Consider the following 17,620-nt stretch of genomic DNA (forward strand, 5'->3'; position numbering starts at 1 on the left):
TCAAAGTTTCACCCGGCACCCGTTGCACGGAGCGTTGCGCGGGTCTATAACACATAAAGATATAGATATCTAGACAAATCAGGAATTTGTCGAACAAGAGGACAAGACGATGGAACCGCAGGCTTCCCCGCCGAACTCGACTGAGCGCAAGCGCTGGATGTCCATTCTCGCAAAGGCGTCCTACGCCGACCTCAACAGTCTCTGGCAAAATCTGCCGGACAAACCCGAATGGAGCCGGATCCGCGCGCCTGAAATCGGCATGGTCATGGTCCGCGGGCGCATGGGCGGCACAGGCAATCGCTTCAATATCGGCGAAATGACGGTCACCCGCTGCACCGTCGGACTCACCTGCGGCGCGATCGGCCACGGATATGTCTCCGGCCGAAACAAGGAGCATGCCGAAGTCGCCGCCGTGATCGATGCGCTCATGCAGCGCAAGGAACGGGCCGAGACCGTCGAACATTCCATCATCAAGCCACTTGAACTTAGACATCTCGACCGCCGCAACCAGGCCAGCAAAAAGGCTGCCGCGACCAAGGTCGAATTCTTCACCGTGGCGCGGGAGAACTAAGCCGATGTCTGCCGACAAGCTCGCCCAAGCAACGCATCTCACGCCCGGTTTCGCGGATACGGTGACGGAATCCCAGAAGGTCTTCCGCCATCTACTTGACGCCATGGCAAGGCCCGGAACAGTACAAACCGTCGAGATAGACATAGATGGACCTGCGCCGCTCGATCTCGCGGCGACGGCCATCGCGCTGGCCCTCGTAGATTTCGAAACCCCGCTCTATCTCGCCCCGGCACTCGCGACCGATACGGCAGAGGCCTATCTGAAATTCCACTGCGGAACGCGGATCACCGGCGACAGCAGTGAAGCCGCCTTCGCCATTCTGGATAAGGCACCTGAAAGCCTTTCCGCCTTCAATTGCGGGACGGATGAGTATCCGGAGAACGGCGCGACCCTGCTGATCCAGGTCGAGACCATGAAGACCGGCGGTCCACTCGTCCTGACGGGCCCGGGCATCAAGGACCGGATCAAGCTCGATCTGCCGGACGTTTCCTCCGGCTTCTGGACTGCGCGCGCGGCACAACAGCGCTACTTCCCCCGCGGCGTCGACCTCGTCTTCGTCTCTGGCGCCTCGATGGTCGCGGTCCCGAGGACAACGACGGTGTCCCTCACGGCTGGAAAGGAATAGCTCCATGTATGTAGCTGTCAAAGGCGGCGACAAGGCGATCGAGAACTCGCTGCGCTACCTCGCCGACATCCGCCGGGGCGACCGCCAGGTACCCGAACTCTCCATCGCGCAAATCCGCGAACAGCTTCCGCTCGCCGTCGACCGGGTGATGACCGAGGGATCGCTTCACGACCCGGATCTTGCGGCACTCGCCATCAAGCAGGCGAACGGCGACATCCAGGAGGCGGTCTTCCTGCTCCGCGCTTACCGCACCACCCTGCCCCGCTTCGGCGCTTCGCTGCCGATCGATACGGCGAAGATGCAGATCCGCCGGCGCATTTCCGCGACCTACAAGGACCTCCCGGGCGGCCAGATCCTAGGCCCGAGCTTCGACTATACGCACCGGCTTCTCGATTTCACCCTGGCGGCGAACGGCGAGACCGAGGAAGCGCCGAAATCCGACGAACCGGTTCCGGACGGCATGCCGCGGGTCGCCGACATCCTCGACCATGAGGACCTGATCGAGCTTGAGATCCCGGATGACGAGGACGGACCTGTACCGGACCTTACACGGGAGTCGATGACGTTTCCGGCCGACCGGGCGACACGCCTGCAGAATTTGGCTCGCGGCGACGAGGGCTTCCTGCTGGCGCTCGGCTATTCCACCCAGCGCGGCTTCGGCAACGCCCACCCTTTCGCCGGCGAGATCCGCATGGGAGAGCTTGCCGTGTCGTTCGTTCCGGAGGAGCTCGGTTTCGAGATCGAGATCGGCGAGATCACCGTCACCGAGTGCCAGATGGTCAACCAGTTCAAGGGATCCTCGAAGGTGCCGCCGCAATTCACCCGCGGCTACGGCCTCACCTTCGGACATTGCGAACGCAAGGCGATGTCTATGGCGCTGGTCGACCGGGCGCTCCGCGCGCGCGAGTTCGGCGAGGAGATAGAAGCGCCCGCGCAGGACGAGGAGTTCGTCCTCTACCATTCCGACAATGTCGAGGCCTCGGGCTTCGTCCAGCACCTGAAGCTTCCGCATTACGTCGACTTCCAGGGCGAACTCGTGACCGTGCGGGAGCTCCGCGCGGAAATCGAAGCGCGCGAGAAAGGCAATCGAACCGATGACGACGAACTGGCCGCGGCCGAGTAGGACGAGAGCATGAGCACAGGTCAAAGCGCCCAGCCCTGGCAGGCCCCGGAGGACGACCGGCCGGTCGCCCAGGTCGAGGGATACAATTTCGCCTATCTCGACGAACAGACAAAACGGATGATCCGCCGCGCGATCCTCAAAGGCGTCGCGATACCCGGCTATCAGGTCCCCTTCGGCAGCCGCGAGATGCCGCTGCCCTACGGCTGGGGCACAGGCGGGATGCAGGTGACGGCGGCCGTGATCGGCCGCGACGACACCCTGAAGGTTATCGACCAGGGCGCGGACGACACCACGAACGCGGTGAATATCCGACGCTTCTTCGCCAAGACAGCCGGCGTTGCGACGACCGAAAAAACCTCCGAGGCGACAGTCATCCAGACCCGGCACCGGATCCCGGAGAAACCTCTGACCGAGGCGCAAATCCTGGTCTATCAGGTGCCGATCCCCGAGCCGCTGCGCTGGGTCGAGCCGCGTGAGACCGAGACGCGGAAGATGCATGCGCTTGAGGAATACGGCGTGATGCATGTCAGCCTCTACGAGAGCATCGCGCGCTACGGCCGGATCACTACTTCGTACAACTATCCGGTCCAGGTGAACGGCCGCTACATCATGGCGCCGAGCCCGATCCCGAAATTCGATAATCCGAAGATGCACCAGATGGCCGCGCTGCAGCTGTTTGGCGCCGGGCGGGAGAAGCGGATCTATGCCGTGCCGCCCTATACCGACGTGAAGAGCCTCGATTTCGAAGATCACCCCTTCGCCATCCAATCGTGGAACGACACCTGCGCGCTGTGCGGTGCCGGTGACAGCTATCTCGACGAGGTCATCACCGACGACGCGGGCGGCCGGATGTATGTCTGCTCCGACAGCGACTATTGCGCAGAACGCCGAGAGGCCGGCCATGTCGGTCATCTGGGTGTCGCGAACAGCTCAGAAGGCAAGGGAGAAGCCGAATGACGACACGGCGCGAGGACGGCCCCCTGCTCGAAGTCGAGGGCGTCACCCAGAAATACGGCCAGAACATCGGCTGTCAGGACGTCGGCTTCTCGCTCTATCCGGGCGAGGTCCTCGGCATCGTCGGAGAGTCCGGATCCGGCAAGTCGACCCTGCTGCGCTGCGCCTCCGGCCTGATGCAGCCGACAGACGGCATTGTGCGGTTCAATACCCGCGTCGACGGGCTGCAGGACATCTACGCGCTCTCCGAAGCCGAGCGGCGTATGCTGATGCGCACTGACTGGGGCATCATCTTCCAGAATGCCCACGATGGGCTGCGCATGAATGTTTCTGCTGGAGCCAATGTCGGCGAGCGGCTGATGGCGGTCGGCGAACGTCATTATGAGACCATCCGCGAGACCTCGTCCGAATGGCTGCAGAAGGTGGAAATGGACCTCGGACGGATGGATGACCTGCCGCGCACCTTCTCCGGCGGCATGCAGCAGCGCCTGCAGATCGCCCGCAATCTCGTCACCAAACCGCGTCTGGTCTTCATGGACGAGCCGACCAGCGGCCTCGACGTCTCGGTACAGGCGCGGCTGCTGGACCTCGTGCGCGGGCTTGTGCGCCAACTCGGCATCGCCTGCATTATCGTCACCCATGATCTCGGTGTCGTCCGCCTGCTTTCCGATCGGCTGATGGTGATGCGTCGCGGCCGGGTCGTCGAACAGGGCCTGACCGACCAGGTGCTCGACGATCCGCAGCACGCCTATACCCAGCTTCTTGTTTCCTCGATCCTGCCGGTGTGATCCGATGACCGAAAATCCGAACGAAATGATCCGTGTCGAAAGCCTGCTCAAGAGCTTCACGCTGCACAACCAGGGCGGCGTCACGCTGACCGTGCTGGAGAACGTCTCGCTGTCCGTCCAAAGGGGCGAGTGCGTGATCCTCGCCGGCCCGTCGGGCGCCGGAAAATCGACCCTTCTCCGCTCACTTTATGCCAACTATCTGCCGCAGCAGGGCAGCGTCTCGATCCGTCATGACGGAGAAATGGTCGATCTGGTCACCGCGCCGCCGCATGTCGTGCTCGATATCCGCGCCAGAACGCTCGGCTATGTCAGCCAGTTCCTTCGCGTCATTCCCCGGGTCACGACGCTCGATCTCGTGATGGAGCCCCTGCTCTCCCGCAGAATAAACGAGATCGCCGCGCGCGAGAAGGCGGCAACGCTGCTGACCCGCCTGCGCATTCCCGAAAGCCTCTGGTCGCTGCCGCCCGCGACCTTTTCCGGAGGCGAACAGCAGCGGGTGAATATCGCCATGACAATGGTCCAGGATTATCCTGTATTGCTGCTCGACGAACCGACCGCCTCTCTCGATGCCGAGAACCGTCAGACCGTCGTCGACCTGATCAACGAGGCCAGGGAAGCCGGCTCCGCCATCGTCGGGATCTTTCACGACGAACAGGTCCGCGAGGAGGTCGGGACCCGCACCTATACCCTTGAGGAAGCGAGGAAAGCAGCGTGAGCAATACCGAAACGCCGGATGACGTGCTGACCAATGCGCGAATCATCCTCGCCGATCGAGAGATCCACGGCACCGTCACCATCCGGGGCGACCGGATCGAGGATGTGACGGAAGGCATTGTCTCGATGCCGGGTGCGGTGGATTACGACGGCGACATCCTGATTGCCGGACTCGTCGAGCTGCATACGGACAATCTTGAAAAGCACCTGATCCCGCGCCCGAGAGTCCATTGGCCCGTGGTTTCGGCGCTGATGGCCCATGATGCTCAGGTTGCCGCAGCGGGGATCACCACGGTCCTGGACGCGGTCGCTGTCGGCGGCACCGTCAAGGACGACGCGCGGGACGAGATCCTGACGGAGTCAGCGAACTCGATCCACGAAGCGAATGCGAGCGGCATGCTGCGCGCCGACCACTTCCTGCACATGCGCTGCGAGGTGGGCAATCCACGCGCGGTCGAACTGTTCGAGCCCTTCAAGGACGACCCGCTGGTCCGGCTGGTCTCGCTGATGGATCACACCCCGGGTCAGCGCCAGTTCGTCGATATCGAGAAGCTGAAGATCTACTACACCGGTAAGCACGCCATGAGCGATGCCGAGTTCGACGCCATGGTCGAGGACCGCAAGAAGAACCAGGAACTCTATTGCGACAAGCACCGCCGGATCATCGCCTCCACCTGCGCCGAACGCGGGATCGTCACCGCGAGCCACGACGACGCGACGGCGGAGCATGTCGAAGAGGCGCACGCGCTCGGTCTCACAATCAGCGAGTTCCCGACCTCGCTCGAAGCCGCTGTCCATGCCCGCAGAAAGGGACTGAGCAATATCATGGGAGGGCCGAACGTGGTTCGCGGCGGCTCCCATTCCGGCAATGTTTCGGCTGGGGAACTGGCCGAGGCGGGTGTTCTCGATGCGCTTTCCTCAGACTACGTGCCGGCGAGCCTGCTGCACGGCGCCTTCCTGCTGCACGAATGGCATGGCCTGCCGCTGCCCCAGGCCCTGGCGACGGTAACCCGCAACCCGGCTCGCATGGTCGGGCTCGACGATCGGGGCGAGATCGCGCCGGGCAAGCGGGCCGACCTGATCCGTGTCCGCCGCGCCAACGACGGCACCCCGATCATCCGCAAGGTCATGCGCTCCGGCATCCGGGTCGCCTGAGTTACGTTTGCCGAAAGCGAGCGAGAGATATGGGACAGAAGCAGCTTTCCCCGATGCCGAGCGTGCACGAGACCGCGACCGTTCGGGACTCCGAGCTTGGCTCCTGGACCGAGGTCGGTGCCCGCACCTCCGTGATCGAGAGCGAGTTGGGGGATTATTCTTATGTGGTCAACGACAGCGACGTGATCTACACGACAATAGGAAAATTCTGCTCAATCGCCGCGCATACCCGCATCAATCCCGGAAACCACCCGAGTTGGCGCGCCTCGCAGCATCATTTCCTTTATCGCAGCGCCGCCTACGGTATGGGTGCGGACGACGAGGCTTTCTTCGACTGGCGCCGCCAGCATCATTGCAGCATCGGGCACGATGTCTGGATCGGCCACGGCGCGACCGTACTTGCGGGCGTCAATGTCGGAAGCGGCGCGGTGATCGCGGCGGGTGCCGTCGTCAGCAAGGACGTCGCCCCCTACACGATCGTCGGCGGCGTTCCCTCGAAGGAAATCAAGCGCCGGGTCGACGAAGCGACCGCCGAAGGCCTGATGGAGCTCGCCTGGTGGGACTGGCCGCACGAGTTGCTTGCAGAGCGCATCGGCGACTTCCGGAGCCTCTCCGCGGCGGATTTTCTCGCCAAATATCGTTAAAAAACGATCTCATCAACGGAAATAGCCGACCAATTCCTATCGCGTGAAGAGTGCGGTGAAGGCGGCGACGGATTCCGCGAGGGGCCGGTCGTTGGAGAATCGAATCACCCCCGGGCCTTCGAGTGCGAACGCCTCGGCGCGCTCGAGCCGCTTCAGGATGTCTTCCTCGCTTTCCCGTCCCCGGGCCCTGAGCCGCGCCTCGAGCACGTCGCGGGGCACCTTGATGTCGATCACGCGGACATCCGCATAACATGCACGCGCCTCCTCGATCACCGCGCGCGAGACATTGACGATGACTTGCGCACCCCGCGCCAGATCCTCTCCGATCGAGGACGGGATGCCATAGAAGAGACCGTGCGCGCCCCAGCTCAGAGCATAGGCACCGGCGGACCTTTTCGCCTCGAAATGATCGACGGAGACAGTCGTGTGATCCTCCCCGCCGACCTCTGCCGGGCGCGTGATATCCCGGCGCACGAAGACATGCACCGGGCTGTCCTTCAGACGCTGCTTCGCTCCCTCCAGCAAGCTGTCCTTGCCGGCGCCGGACGGTCCGACGACCAGCCAGAGGGTCCCGGTCTCGTTCTTCATCGAGAGTGCTCACGCGGGTGGATAACCGGTCCTCTAGTACCCCTTCTGCCGACCGGATGCGAGCCCCCGCGCCACTATTCCATGTCTTTTCATCAAGCTGTCACAACGTCACCGAGCCCGCGCATTCTCCCAGCATCACAACGCAATCGGTTGCGAAATCGTGCGCATTCGGCACTTTCCGATACTTCAAACCCAAACTACTCTCCGGACGATGACAGAGGAACTCGACTATGTGATGGGAGACCGCCGTCCCGACGACGGGAAACTCCTCCAAGTGGCGCCGGGCATCCACTGGCTGCGGCTGCCGCTGCCCTTCTCGCTCGACCACGTCAATCTCTACCTTCTGGAAGACGATGCGGGCTGGGTGATCGTCGATTGCGGCCTGAACTCGGAGGAATGCCGGACCGCCTGGTCACGAATTCTCGAGGACGTCATCGGCCAGGATCCGGTACAGGCGATCATCGGCACCCACTTCCACCCGGACCATGTCGGCCTCGCCGGCTGGCTGCAGGAACGTACCGGTGCGCCGCTCTTGATGAGCCGGACGGAATGGCTGAACGCGAGGGCCTACTATCTCGATACGTCCGATGATTTCGTCGAGCAGATGGTCGGCTTCTACGGCCGCCTCGGACTCGGCGGCAATGCCGGCGAAGAAATGCGGAAGATCGGCAACGAGTACCGCAAACTGGTGGCCCCCATTCCGCCATCCTTCAGGCGGATCGGTCCGGACTCGCGGCTCCGGATCGGCGGCCGGGTCTGGCGTCCCTATTTCGGCGCCGGCCACTCGCCTGACCATGTCTGCCTTTTCTCGGAGACGGACAACATCATGCTCGGGGGCGATCTTCTGCTGCCGCGGATCACGCCGATCATCGCCGTTTGGTGGACCGAACCGGAGGCCAACCCGCTGCAGGATTTCCTGGGCTTCCTCGCCCGCATGGAAGGCGGCGAGGACGAAATGCTGATCCTGCCCGGCCACGACGGTCCTTATCGGGGCATGAATTTCCGCATCAACGCGCTGAAGAACCACCATGACGAACGGCTCGAAGAAGCCGCGGCGGCTTGCGCGCGGCCCGGATCGGCGGCGGACATCATGCGCTCCCTATTCATCCGGGAACTCGACCTGCACCAGACCCGTTTCGCCATCGGCGAGACCCTTGCGCATCTCCATCTGCTGATGCAGGACGGCGTGGTCCTGCGGACGATTGGGGACGACGGGGCCTACCGTTTCGAGCGGGCCGCCTAGAGTGCGTCGCTGACCTGCACCACGCCGCTGATCAGGTTCTCGCGATAGAGCGCGGTCTCGTCGAGCCAGGCCGCGGCCGGCGTCAGGGATGCGAGAAGTTTCAGGATTGCCGATTCCTGCATCCGGCGCGCCTCCTCTGCCCCTTCCACGTCGATTTCCTCGAAAGAGAGCATATCCCCCGGCTTCATCCGCCCGAGACGCGGAATATCGGCGGAGATAACGGTGCCGATCTTCGGATAGCCGCCCGTCGTCTGGTGGTCGGCGAGCAGAATGATCGGCATGCCGTTGCCCGGAACCTGGATCGCCCCGGTCACGATCCCGTCTGAGGTGATGTTATAGCCGCGCGCATGTTCGAGCGCCGGGCCCTCGAGCCGCATCCCCATGCGGTCGGCCTCCCGGCTGATCGTGTACTCCGCCTGAAAGAACGCCGCAGTGCTCGCATCGCTGAAATAGTCCCGCTGGGGGCCGAGCACGACCCGTGCCGGGCCCGTCTCGTCAAGATAGGACAGGTCTTCCAGGCGCAACTCGCCGCGTTCTTCCACTGCGGAGAAGCGGAGCGGAAGGTCGTCGCCCTCCGTCAGGGCGCGACCGTGATAACCGCCGATGCGGGATCGTCCGTAGGTCGAGAGGCTGTCGAAGACGCTGGGCAGGTCGAACCCGCCCTCGACACAAAGATAGGCAACCCCGCTGTCCGTCACAGGTGCGACAGACACGCGCTGGCCGCGGAGGAGCGTGACGCTCTGGCAGGAAGGCAACGTGACCCGCTCTCCGGCCTCGACAACGAGACCGGCACGGGTTCCGGCCAGCGCCACGCGCACGCTTTCCGCCGTCACTTCCAACGTCGGACCGACCAGTCGGAACTCAATTGCCGCCGTCCCGCCGTCATTGCCGACGAGCGCATTGCCGATACGCAGCGACACCGGGTCCAGCGCACCGGAGACCGGCACACCGCGATTCTGGAAGGCGGGGCGGCCGAAATCCTGCAAGGTCGGCGCGAACCCCGCTTGAATGACCCTGAAACCGGTCATGGCGCGATCTCCTCGGAGACCGGCGTGTAGTCCTCCGCCTCGACGGCTTTCCGAATGCTTTCGTAGTCAGCCACGGATACCGGTTCGAAGCGGATGCGGTCGCCCGCCGCCACGAGAATCGGCTCTGCCCTCTCGGGATCGAAAAATTCGACGGGAGTCTGTCCGATCAAATGCCAACCGCCAGGGCATTCGACGGTGTAGACCGTGGTCTGGCGCACCGCGACAGAGATCGAACGCGCCGGCACCTTCACCCGCGGCTCGAAAAGACGCGGAATGTCGAACTCCTCCGGCAGAAGGCCGAGATAGGGAAACCCGGGCAGGAATCCCATCATGAAAACCTCCAGCGGTTCGGCTGCATGACGGCGCACCACCTCGCCGGTATCGAGTTTCATTTCCCGCGCGACATTGTCGAGGTCCGGCGCACAGTCTCCCTCGTAGCAGACAGGGATCGACCAGAGCCGGTAGGAATCCTCGTCGGCACCCCGATGGTGCAGCAGCTCCGATATCGCGGCCGTCAATTTTCCGGCACTCGTTTCGAGCGGATCGTAGTGCACCATCAGCGAGCGGATCGTCGGCACGATATCGACAACCCCCCTCTCCGACGACTCGCGCAGCTTCGCGGCGAGATGACGGACACGGCGGTTCACCGCGGCATCGACCGCCTCGCCGAACTGGACCACGAGCGCCGTGTCACCGGCGGGAAGAAAAACAGGTTCCGACATGACAATGGTTCTGTTGAGGACATGGACCGGGCGAAGCAAATGGCGCTAGTCTCAGGTACCCATCTAGTTTCGTCGGGGAGAGCGCAAGCGCACACCCCGACAATAGCCACGCGAGCGACCCATGACCAAAGTTAATCTGAACGCCGACATGGCGGAAGGATTCGGGGCCTACGACATCGGCGACGACGCCGCGATGCTCAAGATCGTCCGCTCCGCCAACGTCGCCTGCGGTTTTCACGGCGGCGACGCGAATGTAATGGACCGTGTCTGCGCCGCCGCCAAAGAGAAAGGCGTCTCCATCGGCGCGCATCCGGGATTTAACGATCTCTGGGGTTTTGGGCGTCGTCGCATTTCGATGCCGGCGCGCGAAATCGAGGCGATGATCGCCTACCAGGTCGGCGCGCTGCAGGCGATGGCCGCGATGCACGGCCTGAAGGTCACGCACATGAAACCGCATGGCGCGCTCAACAACATGGCCTCCGAGGACAGGAACCTCGCCGAGGCCATCGTCCGCGCGACGACGGCCGTCGATCCGACGATCATCCTGCTGGCGACGACCGGCTCCGAACTGTTTAAGGCCGGCGAGAGCCTCGGCGCGCCGACCGCCTCGGAGGTCTTCGCCGACCGCACCTACGACGGAGCGGGCAACCTCACCAGCCGGAAGCGCGACGACGCGATGATCCGCGATCCGGACCGGGCCGTGGAACACGTCCTGCGCATGGTCGAAACCGGCCGGGTCCGCTCGACCGACGGCGTCGAGGTGCCCGTCATCGTTCATTCGATCTGTGTCCACGGCGACGAGCCGACCGGTCCTGCCATCGCCGGGGCCGTCCGCAAGGCGCTCGAGGCCAGGGGGATCGAGGTCGTGCCCCTGCCCGACGTTCCGCTCAATTGATTTTCCGTCATCCACGCACCGAGGAGTTTCCCAAGTGAGCCGCGAGCAAGCCATCTCCGCCGCCGCCGCCTATTTCGACAGCGGCGAATTCCTGAAGGACATGACCCGCCGGGTGGCGATCCGCACCGAGAGCCAGCTCTACGAGGAACGGAAACCCGAGATGGAGGCCTATATGGCCGAAATGCGCGGAACGCTGGAGCCCATGGGCTATGTCTGCGAGCGCTTCGACAATCCATCGCCCAAGGGCGGCCCCTTCCTGATCGCCACCCGTCACGAGGCCGACAATCTGCCGACAGTCCTCACCTACGGCCATGGCGACGTGGTCCGCGGCATGGAGGGCCAATGGGCAGAAGGGCGCGATCCGTGGACCCTGACCGAGATCGGGGACCGGCTGTACGGCCGGGGGATCGTCGACAACAAGGGCCAGCACTCGATCAATATCGCCGGCCTCAATGCCGTCCTGAAGACCCGCGGCAAGCTCGGCTTCAATTCCAAGATCCTGATCGAAAGCGGCGAGGAATCGGGCTCGCCGGGGCTGGCCGAATTCGCCACGCAACAGAAAGAAAAGCTGAAGGCGGATTTCCTCATCGCCTCCGACGGCCCGCGCATCAGCGCCGACCATCCTACCGTCTTCATGGGCTCGCGCGGCGCCTATCCGATGGAGATCACCTGCGACCTCCGCGAGGGTGCGCACCATTCCGGCAACTGGGGCGGTCTGCTGGCAAACCCGGCGGTCATCCTTGCCCATGCCCTCGCCACCATCGTCGATCGGCGCGGCCAGATCCGGGTACCGGAATGGCGGCCGACCACCCTCACCCCGGCGATCCGGGCCGCACTTGCCGAGTGCGAACTCGAGGCGGAAGAGAACGGTCCGCAGATCGATCCGGATTGGGGCGAAGAATCCCTCACCCCGATCGAGCGGGTGATCGGCTGGAACAGCTTCGAGATCCTGGCTTACACATCCGGCCTGCCGGACAAGCCGGTCAACGCAATTCCCGGCCGGGCGACCTGCCGCGGCCAGCTCCGTTTCGTCGTTGGCACCGATCCGGAAGACATCGTTCCCGCCTTGCGCCGCCATCTGGACCGCGAGGGTTTTCCGATGGTCACGGTCTCCGACGCGGACCGCGGATACATGAAGGCGACGCGGCTCGAACCGGACCACCCGCTGGTTCAGTGGGCGGCGAATTCCATCCAGCGCTCGACCAACAAGAAGACCGCGATCCTGCCAAATCTCGGCGGCTCCCTGCCGAACGACGTGTTCAGCGAAATTCTTGGCCTGCCGACGATCTGGGTGCCCCATTCCTATGCCTCCTGCTCGCAGCACGCGCCGAACGAACACGCCCTGAAGCCGGTCCTGCGCGAAGGATTGCAACTGACCGCCGGTCTCTTCTGGGATATCGGCGAGGGCACTCTGCCGAAAAGCTGGTGACGCGATGACCAAGCGCCGCATCCTCTCCGCCGAGATCAGCCACGAGACCAACACTTTCAGCGTCCTGCGGACCGATCTTGACGATTATCTCCGCCGGCAATGCTATTTCGGCGACGAGATCGCGCGACATATGTCCGGGACGGCGACGGAAATCGCGGCGCATATCGATGCCGCGAAGACGCATGGCTGGGAACTGATCCCGACCGTCGCAGCCCACGCGACGCCGAGCGGGATGACCACGGCGGAGACCTGGGAAAAGCTCTGTGACACAGTGCTCGGCGGCCTCGACACGGGTCCGGTCGACGGCGTCATCCTGGCGCTGCATGGCGCGATGGTCACGGAAAGCAGCCTCGATGCGGAAGGCGACCTGCTTGCGCGGCTCCGCAAACGCCTCGGTCCGGACATCCCGATCGCGGTCACCCTCGATCTCCATGCCAACGTGACCGACAAGATGGGCGAACTCGCCGATTTCATCGTCCCGTACCGGACCTATCCGCATATCGACCAGTACGAGGCCGCCACCGAGGCTGCCGGTCTGCTGCAATCGGCAATGGACGGAAAGATCCGGCCCGTCACCGTGGTTGCGCGCACCGCGGCGCTCGACGGCCTCAATCACGGACGCACCCAGGAGGGCCCGATGGTCGAGGCGCTCGCGCGGGCAAGAAAGATAAAGGACGCGGATCCGGCAGTGCTGGAAATCGGACTCTGTGCCGGATTCGCCTGGTCCGATCTCGCAGAAGCCGGACCGTCCGTCACGGTGACCACGGACGGCGACGCGGCGAAGGCGAAGGCGATCGCGGCGGAATTCGCAGCATTCATCTGGGAAACCCGCGAGCAGAACACGGTTCCCCTGCTCTCTCTCGCGCAGACCGAGGCGAAGATCCGCTCTGGACCAAGCGGCGGGGGACCGCTTGTCATCGGCGATACCACGGACAACCCGGGCGGCGGCGGATACGGCGACGGCGTAAGACTGCTGGAAACGATCATCGCGTCCGGGAACCGGAACGCCGTTCTGGCCGCCATTTGCGATCCGGCGGTTGCGGACCAGGCCCACGCGGCCGGCGTGGGCGCGGTGATCGCCATCAGCCTTGGCGCCAAGGTCGATCCGGAGCATTACGGTCCGCCGATCGCGGCCAATGCGCGCGTGCTCGCCCTCAGCGAGACCGGCGCTTTTGTCTGTGACGGGCCGATGTGGGCCAATATGGAAGTCCGGCTCGGAAAGTCAGCACTGATCGAGATCTCCGGCGTCAAGGTGGTGATCGCCAGCAGCAACCTTCAGGTCACGGATCAGCAGGCGCTGAAACTGTTCGGCCTCGAGCCTGCCACGTTTGACGTCATCGGGGTGAAGTCCTCTCACCATTTCCGGGCCGCCTTCCAGCCGGTCGCCGGAGAGGTCGTTCTGGTAGACAGCGGCGGCCTCGTCTCGCAGGACTACGGGAGCTTTACCTACAAGCATCTGCGCCGGCCGGTCTGGCCGATCGACGACATCACCGGCTAGCGCCCTCAGTGCCTTGGCGCGAGGCTCCGCTCCACCAGCGCCATGAAGCGCCGTGTCGGGCCGTCATGGTAGGGCGTCAGCACACCGCCATGGAACGCGCCGGACCGGCGGCCCAGCTGCATGCGCTCGACCACGTCGATGTCCTCGGTGAAAACCTCCACCCAGCCCTCGAGAAGCTGGTCGCGGATCTCCGCATATTCGGCTCCGAGCGCGGTCTCCTCGGCGAAATAGATATGCAGGTCCTCGATCGTGCGCCCGGGTCCGTCCGCACGCACGATGATGCCGAAGAGGTGGTCGCGCTGAACACCCAGCATGAGATTCGGAAACACGACCGGATATTCGCCGATCCGCTCTCTCGTCTCGTCCAGGTCTGGAAATGACGGAAGCTGTTTGCCTCCGATACCACCCGGCCGGTAATTCGCGCTCGACTGCCCGAAAATATGCGGCGCGACATCGATCTGGCCGTGGATTTCCAGCGGGGAAACCCTGTTCAGTTCCGGATGCACCCATGGAAGATGATAGCTCTCGAGGTAATTCTCGATCGCGAGTTTCCAATTGGCCTCCAGCGCGAATGTTTTCCTGAACCCGTGCGCCAGCCGGGAGAAATCGTAACCCGCCCAGCGGGCGGTCAGGGGCGCCATGAAATCCTCGAGTGGCGGCGCCTCTCCGGAAAGATCCACGAAGACAAAATCCAGCCACAGTTCGGTGCGGATCGGCCGAAGGCCCAGTCTGGACCTGTCGAGCGCCGGGCATTCATGGGCATCCGGACCGCCGACAAAGGGTGTCCGGACAAGCCGGCCGTCATGGGCATATGTCCACGAGTGATAAGGACAGCGCAGGCTCGGCTGCCGCTTCATCGGTCCGCTCGCAAGCAGCACACCCCGATGGCTGCAGACATTGTGGAATCCGTTGATCCGGCCGGCCTTGTCGCGCACCAGAATGACGGGCTGGCCGCCAACATCGATGGGGAGGATATCGCCCGCCTCCGGAAGATCTGCGCCGACAGCGACACAGACCCAACCGCCGCGAAACAGCCTCTCGGCCTCGGCCCCATAGTTAGCGGGATCAGTATAGTGGGGATTATCCAAGCCGCGGCCCGGCATGCAGCCCGGATCGAATACACTCGGCAGATCGATTGCATCGACAGACATCTGATCCTCCTGCAACGGGACTTGCAGCAAGTCTGCAGCCGTATTCCCTGCAGTGTCTGTCTTTCGGACGACCCGGGATTATTCCGGAATCGTCTCTACTGTTGTCAGTCCTTGGTCTCGACCGGGCCGCCGGCCTCGATCCAGGCGCCGAGGCCACCCTCGAGATGTGCGACCGGGGTCAGTCCCATATCCTGCGCCGTCTTGGCGGAAAGCGCCGAGCGCCAGCTGGCCGCGCAATAGAAGACGAAAGTCTTGTCCTCACCGAAATAGTCCTTGAAGTAGGGGCTCGCCGGATCGATCCAGAATTCCAGCATGCCGCGCGGCACGTGGCGGGCGCCGGGGATCCGGCCGGTCTTGGCGATCTCCCGGACGTCACGCACGTCGACGAAGGTCACATCGTCACGGCCGACCATAGCCTTCGCCTCCTCGATACCGAGAATGCGGACTTCCTTGTTGGCTTCCGCCACCATGGATTCGACGGTCTTGATCTGCTTGGCGCCCATCGGGCCCTCCCTCGGACAGAGTGTTTCGGAAGAGCCTAGGACGGGCGCCGGCGATTTGGAATGGCCTTTCGGGAAAGGCTGATTTGCGGGCTCTCCCGAACCGGGAATCAGCCTTCGGCCGCCATCTTCCGAGCGTGCTTCTTGCGCTCGTGGATGTCGAGATAGAGCTTCCGCAGACGGATGTTGTTCGGCGTCACCTCGACCAGTTCGTCGTCGCCGATATAGGAGATCGCCTTTTCCAGGGTCATCCGGATCGGCGGCGTAAGAACGACCGCATCGTCCTTGCCGGAAGCACGGAAGTTGGTGAGCTGCTTCGCCTTCAGCGGATTGACGTCGAGATCGTTGCCACGGCTGTTCTCGCCAATCACCATACCCGGATAGATATCCTCGCCGCCGCCGATCATCAGCGGGCCGCGCTCTTCCAGATTGAAGAGCGCATAGGCCGCCGCCTTGCCCTTCTCGAGGCTGATCAGCACACCGTTGCGACGCGCCGGAATCGGCCCCTTGTAGGGACCATAGCTGTCGAACACCCGGTTCATGATCCCTGTACCGCGGGTATCGGTCATGAACTCGCCGTGATAGCCGATCAGGCCGCGCGACGGGCAGCGGAAGGTGATCCGCTGCTTGCCGCCGCCTGACGGGCGCATGTCGGTCAGCTCGGCCTTGCGCTGCTGCAGCTTCTCGACCACGGCGCCGGAATACTCCTCGTCCACGTCGATCACGACTTCCTCGATCGGCTCCAGGCGCTGGCCGGTCTGAGGATCGGACTGGAACAGCACGCGCGGACGGCTGATCGAAAGCTCGAAGCCTTCGCGGCGCATCTGCTCGATCAGCACCGCGAGTTGCAGCTCGCCGCGCCCGGACACCTCGTAGGCGTCCTTGTCCGCTGTCTCTCTGACGCGGATCGCCACGTTGCCTTCCGCTTCCTTCTGCAACCGGTCCCAGATCACCCGGCTGGTGACCTTGTCGCCGTCCTGTCCGGCAAGCGGGCTGTCATTGACCGAGAAGGTCACCGCGATGGTCGAGGGGTCGATCGGCTGGGCCGCGATGGGCTCTGTCACTTCCGGCACGCAGATCGTGTCGGCGACGGTCGACCTGGAGAGCCCTGCGAGCGCCACGATGTCGCCGGCCTCGGCCTCGTCCAACGGAACCCGCTCCAGGCCCCGATAGGCCAGGATCTTGGTAATACGACCCTGCTCCAGCACCTTGCCGTCGCGGGACAATGCCTTGACCGTCAGGTTCGGTTTCACCGAACCGCTCTCGATCCGACCGGTCAGCAGACGGCCGAGATAGGGGTCGGCCTCGACCGTGGTCGCCAACATGCGGAACGGCGCGTCCCTTTCGACTTCCGGTGCCGGCACATGGCTCAGGATCAGGTCGAAAAGCGGCGTCATGTCAGTGCCGGTCTCGTCCGGGGTCTCGCTCGCCCAGCCGGCCTTGCCGGAAGCGAAGAGCGACGGGAAATCGAGCTGCTCGTCGGTCGCCTCGAGCGCCGAGAAGAGATCGAACATCTCGTCCTGCACCTCGTAGGCGCGCTGCTCCGGCTTGTCGACCTTGTTGACCACGACCATCGGGCGCAGACCGAGCTTCAGTGCCTTGGCGAGCACGAACTTGGTCTGCGGCATCGGCCCTTCGGCCGCGTCCACCAGCACGACGACGCCATCGACCATCGAGAGGATGCGCTCCACCTCGCCGCCGAAATCGGCGTGGCCCGGCGTGTCGACGATATTGATCCGCGTCCCCTTCCACTCAACCGAAGTGCATTTCGCGAGGATCGTGATCCCACGCTCGCGCTCGATGTCGTTGCTGTCCATCGCGCGTTCCTGAACCAGCTGGTTCTCGCGGAAAGTACCGGATTGTTTCAGCAGAACGTCGCAGAGCGTGGTCTTGCCGTGGTCGACGTGCGCGATGATGGCGATGTTTCTAAGTTTCATGAAACGGCTCCAAACGGGATCGCCGCGCGCCGCATTCCGGCGCGGTGCCAGCGTC

General features: G+C 63.8%; 18 protein-coding genes. 12 read left to right on the top strand and 6 right to left on the bottom strand.

Going from position 1 to position 17,620, the window contains the following annotated elements; all coding sequences use genetic code 11:
* Positions 1–109: 109 nt before the first annotated feature.
* From phnG to ACOOE1_RS04370, 8 genes are read left to right on the top strand one after another with little or no spacing between them, the layout of a single operon-like run.
* Positions 110–571 carry a phosphonate C-P lyase system protein PhnG gene (gene phnG / locus ACOOE1_RS04335; protein ID WP_420405111.1) on the top strand — a complete coding sequence of 154 codons (462 nt, stop codon included), beginning with the start codon at positions 110–112 and terminating at the stop codon, positions 569–571.
* 4 nt (positions 572–575) lie between these two features.
* A complete protein-coding gene (gene phnH, locus ACOOE1_RS04340) occupies positions 576–1,196 on the top strand; it encodes a phosphonate C-P lyase system protein PhnH (RefSeq protein WP_420405112.1) in 621 nt (206 codons plus the stop codon).
* Between the two features lie 4 nt (positions 1,197–1,200).
* Complete coding sequence (locus ACOOE1_RS04345; RefSeq protein WP_420405113.1) at positions 1,201–2,319, top strand: carbon-phosphorus lyase complex subunit PhnI; 1,119 nt, start codon at positions 1,201–1,203, stop codon at positions 2,317–2,319.
* Positions 2,320–2,328: 9 nt separating this feature from the next.
* Positions 2,329–3,276: an alpha-D-ribose 1-methylphosphonate 5-phosphate C-P-lyase PhnJ gene (locus ACOOE1_RS04350; RefSeq protein WP_420405114.1), complete on the top strand. Its 948-nt coding sequence runs from the start codon at positions 2,329–2,331 to the stop codon at positions 3,274–3,276.
* On the top strand, positions 3,273–4,061 hold the full coding sequence (gene phnK / locus ACOOE1_RS04355) for a phosphonate C-P lyase system protein PhnK (protein WP_420405115.1): 789 nt from the start codon (positions 3,273–3,275) through the stop codon (positions 4,059–4,061). The genes ACOOE1_RS04350 and phnK overlap by 4 nt, the downstream gene beginning before the upstream one ends.
* Before the next feature lie 4 nt (positions 4,062–4,065).
* Entirely contained in the window at positions 4,066–4,776 is a 711-nt protein-coding gene (gene phnL / locus ACOOE1_RS04360) for a phosphonate C-P lyase system protein PhnL (protein ID WP_420405116.1), read from the top strand.
* On the top strand, positions 4,773–5,930 hold the full coding sequence (locus tag ACOOE1_RS04365; RefSeq protein WP_420405117.1) for an alpha-D-ribose 1-methylphosphonate 5-triphosphate diphosphatase: 1,158 nt from the start codon (positions 4,773–4,775) through the stop codon (positions 5,928–5,930). The genes phnL and ACOOE1_RS04365 overlap by 4 nt, the downstream gene beginning before the upstream one ends.
* Positions 5,931–5,959: 29 nt before the next feature.
* A complete protein-coding gene (locus tag ACOOE1_RS04370; protein WP_420405118.1) occupies positions 5,960–6,574 on the top strand; it encodes a chloramphenicol acetyltransferase in 615 nt (204 codons plus the stop codon).
* A gap of 36 nt (positions 6,575–6,610) precedes the next feature.
* Here ACOOE1_RS04370 and phnN read toward each other — a convergent pair whose 3' ends face one another.
* Entirely contained in the window at positions 6,611–7,162 is a 552-nt protein-coding gene (phnN, locus tag ACOOE1_RS04375; protein WP_420405119.1) for a phosphonate metabolism protein/1,5-bisphosphokinase (PRPP-forming) PhnN, read from the bottom strand.
* Between the two features lie 211 nt (positions 7,163–7,373).
* Between phnN and ACOOE1_RS04380 the strand changes: the two genes are divergently transcribed.
* Entirely contained in the window at positions 7,374–8,405 is a 1,032-nt protein-coding gene (locus ACOOE1_RS04380) for an MBL fold metallo-hydrolase (protein ID WP_420405120.1), read from the top strand.
* Here the strand turns inward: ACOOE1_RS04380 and ACOOE1_RS04385 are convergent.
* Both ACOOE1_RS04385 and pxpB read right to left on the bottom strand, forming a co-directional pair.
* Positions 8,402–9,433, bottom strand: a complete 1,032-nt coding sequence (locus tag ACOOE1_RS04385) for a biotin-dependent carboxyltransferase family protein (protein ID WP_420405121.1) — start codon at positions 9,431–9,433, stop codon at positions 8,402–8,404. The genes ACOOE1_RS04380 and ACOOE1_RS04385 overlap by 4 nt on opposite strands.
* On the bottom strand, positions 9,430–10,155 hold the full coding sequence (pxpB, locus tag ACOOE1_RS04390; protein ID WP_420405122.1) for a 5-oxoprolinase subunit PxpB: 726 nt from the start codon (positions 10,153–10,155) through the stop codon (positions 9,430–9,432). Before pxpB ends, ACOOE1_RS04385 begins: the two co-directional genes overlap by 4 nt.
* A 121-nt stretch (positions 10,156–10,276) precedes the next feature.
* Between pxpB and ACOOE1_RS04395 the strand changes: the two genes are divergently transcribed.
* Genes ACOOE1_RS04395 through ACOOE1_RS04405 form a run of 3 tightly spaced genes read left to right on the top strand, consistent with a single transcriptional unit; the run spans position 10,277 to position 13,977 of the window.
* Positions 10,277–11,050: a LamB/YcsF family protein gene (locus tag ACOOE1_RS04395; protein ID WP_420405123.1), complete on the top strand. Its 774-nt coding sequence runs from the start codon at positions 10,277–10,279 to the stop codon at positions 11,048–11,050.
* A gap of 34 nt (positions 11,051–11,084) precedes the next feature.
* On the top strand, positions 11,085–12,479 hold the full coding sequence (locus ACOOE1_RS04400) for a M20 family metallopeptidase (protein WP_420405124.1): 1,395 nt from the start codon (positions 11,085–11,087) through the stop codon (positions 12,477–12,479).
* Between the two features lie 4 nt (positions 12,480–12,483).
* Entirely contained in the window at positions 12,484–13,977 is a 1,494-nt protein-coding gene (locus tag ACOOE1_RS04405) for a M81 family metallopeptidase (RefSeq protein WP_420405125.1), read from the top strand.
* Positions 13,978–13,982: 5 nt separating this feature from the next.
* Here ACOOE1_RS04405 and ACOOE1_RS04410 read toward each other — a convergent pair whose 3' ends face one another.
* From ACOOE1_RS04410 to typA, 3 genes are all read right to left on the bottom strand, one after another.
* Positions 13,983–15,128, bottom strand: a complete 1,146-nt coding sequence (locus tag ACOOE1_RS04410) for an aromatic ring-hydroxylating oxygenase subunit alpha (protein WP_420405126.1) — start codon at positions 15,126–15,128, stop codon at positions 13,983–13,985.
* A 104-nt stretch (positions 15,129–15,232) separates the two neighbouring features.
* Positions 15,233–15,631 (bottom strand): rhodanese-like domain-containing protein, encoded by a 399-nt coding sequence (locus tag ACOOE1_RS04415; RefSeq protein WP_420405127.1) that lies wholly within the window; start codon positions 15,629–15,631, stop codon positions 15,233–15,235.
* Positions 15,632–15,738: 107 nt separating this feature from the next.
* Positions 15,739–17,565, bottom strand: coding sequence for a translational GTPase TypA (gene typA / locus ACOOE1_RS04420; protein WP_420405128.1), 1,827 nt, complete (start codon positions 17,563–17,565; stop codon positions 15,739–15,741).
* Positions 17,566–17,620: the final 55 nt, after the last annotated feature.

Source organism: Nisaea sp. (assembly GCF_965216895.1).
Taxonomy (GTDB): Bacteria; Pseudomonadota; Alphaproteobacteria; order Thalassobaculales; family Thalassobaculaceae; genus Nisaea.

Bases quoted from the DNA above. Each gene is read 5' to 3' on its own strand.
- phnG (WP_420405111.1), top strand. From the start codon at position 110: ATGGAACCGCAGGCTTCCCCGCCGAACTCGACTGAGCGCAAGCGCTGG.
- phnH (WP_420405112.1), top strand. From the start codon at position 576: ATGTCTGCCGACAAGCTCGCCCAAGCAACGCATCTCACGCCCGGTTTC.
- ACOOE1_RS04345 (WP_420405113.1), top strand. From the start codon at position 1,201: ATGTATGTAGCTGTCAAAGGCGGCGACAAGGCGATCGAGAACTCGCTG.
- ACOOE1_RS04350 (WP_420405114.1), top strand. From the start codon at position 2,329: ATGAGCACAGGTCAAAGCGCCCAGCCCTGGCAGGCCCCGGAGGACGAC.
- phnK (WP_420405115.1), top strand. From the start codon at position 3,273: ATGACGACACGGCGCGAGGACGGCCCCCTGCTCGAAGTCGAGGGCGTC.
- phnL (WP_420405116.1), top strand. From the start codon at position 4,066: ATGACCGAAAATCCGAACGAAATGATCCGTGTCGAAAGCCTGCTCAAG.
- ACOOE1_RS04370 (WP_420405118.1), top strand. From the start codon at position 5,960: ATGGGACAGAAGCAGCTTTCCCCGATGCCGAGCGTGCACGAGACCGCG.
- phnN (WP_420405119.1), bottom strand. From the start codon at position 7,162: ATGAAGAACGAGACCGGGACCCTCTGGCTGGTCGTCGGACCGTCCGGC.
- ACOOE1_RS04380 (WP_420405120.1), top strand. From the start codon at position 7,374: ATGACAGAGGAACTCGACTATGTGATGGGAGACCGCCGTCCCGACGAC.
- ACOOE1_RS04385 (WP_420405121.1), bottom strand. From the start codon at position 9,433: ATGACCGGTTTCAGGGTCATTCAAGCGGGGTTCGCGCCGACCTTGCAG.
- pxpB (WP_420405122.1), bottom strand. From the start codon at position 10,155: ATGTCGGAACCTGTTTTTCTTCCCGCCGGTGACACGGCGCTCGTGGTC.
- ACOOE1_RS04395 (WP_420405123.1), top strand. From the start codon at position 10,277: ATGACCAAAGTTAATCTGAACGCCGACATGGCGGAAGGATTCGGGGCC.
- ACOOE1_RS04405 (WP_420405125.1), top strand. From the start codon at position 12,484: ATGACCAAGCGCCGCATCCTCTCCGCCGAGATCAGCCACGAGACCAAC.
- ACOOE1_RS04410 (WP_420405126.1), bottom strand. From the start codon at position 15,128: ATGTCTGTCGATGCAATCGATCTGCCGAGTGTATTCGATCCGGGCTGC.
- ACOOE1_RS04415 (WP_420405127.1), bottom strand. From the start codon at position 15,631: ATGGGCGCCAAGCAGATCAAGACCGTCGAATCCATGGTGGCGGAAGCC.
- typA (WP_420405128.1), bottom strand. From the start codon at position 17,565: ATGAAACTTAGAAACATCGCCATCATCGCGCACGTCGACCACGGCAAG.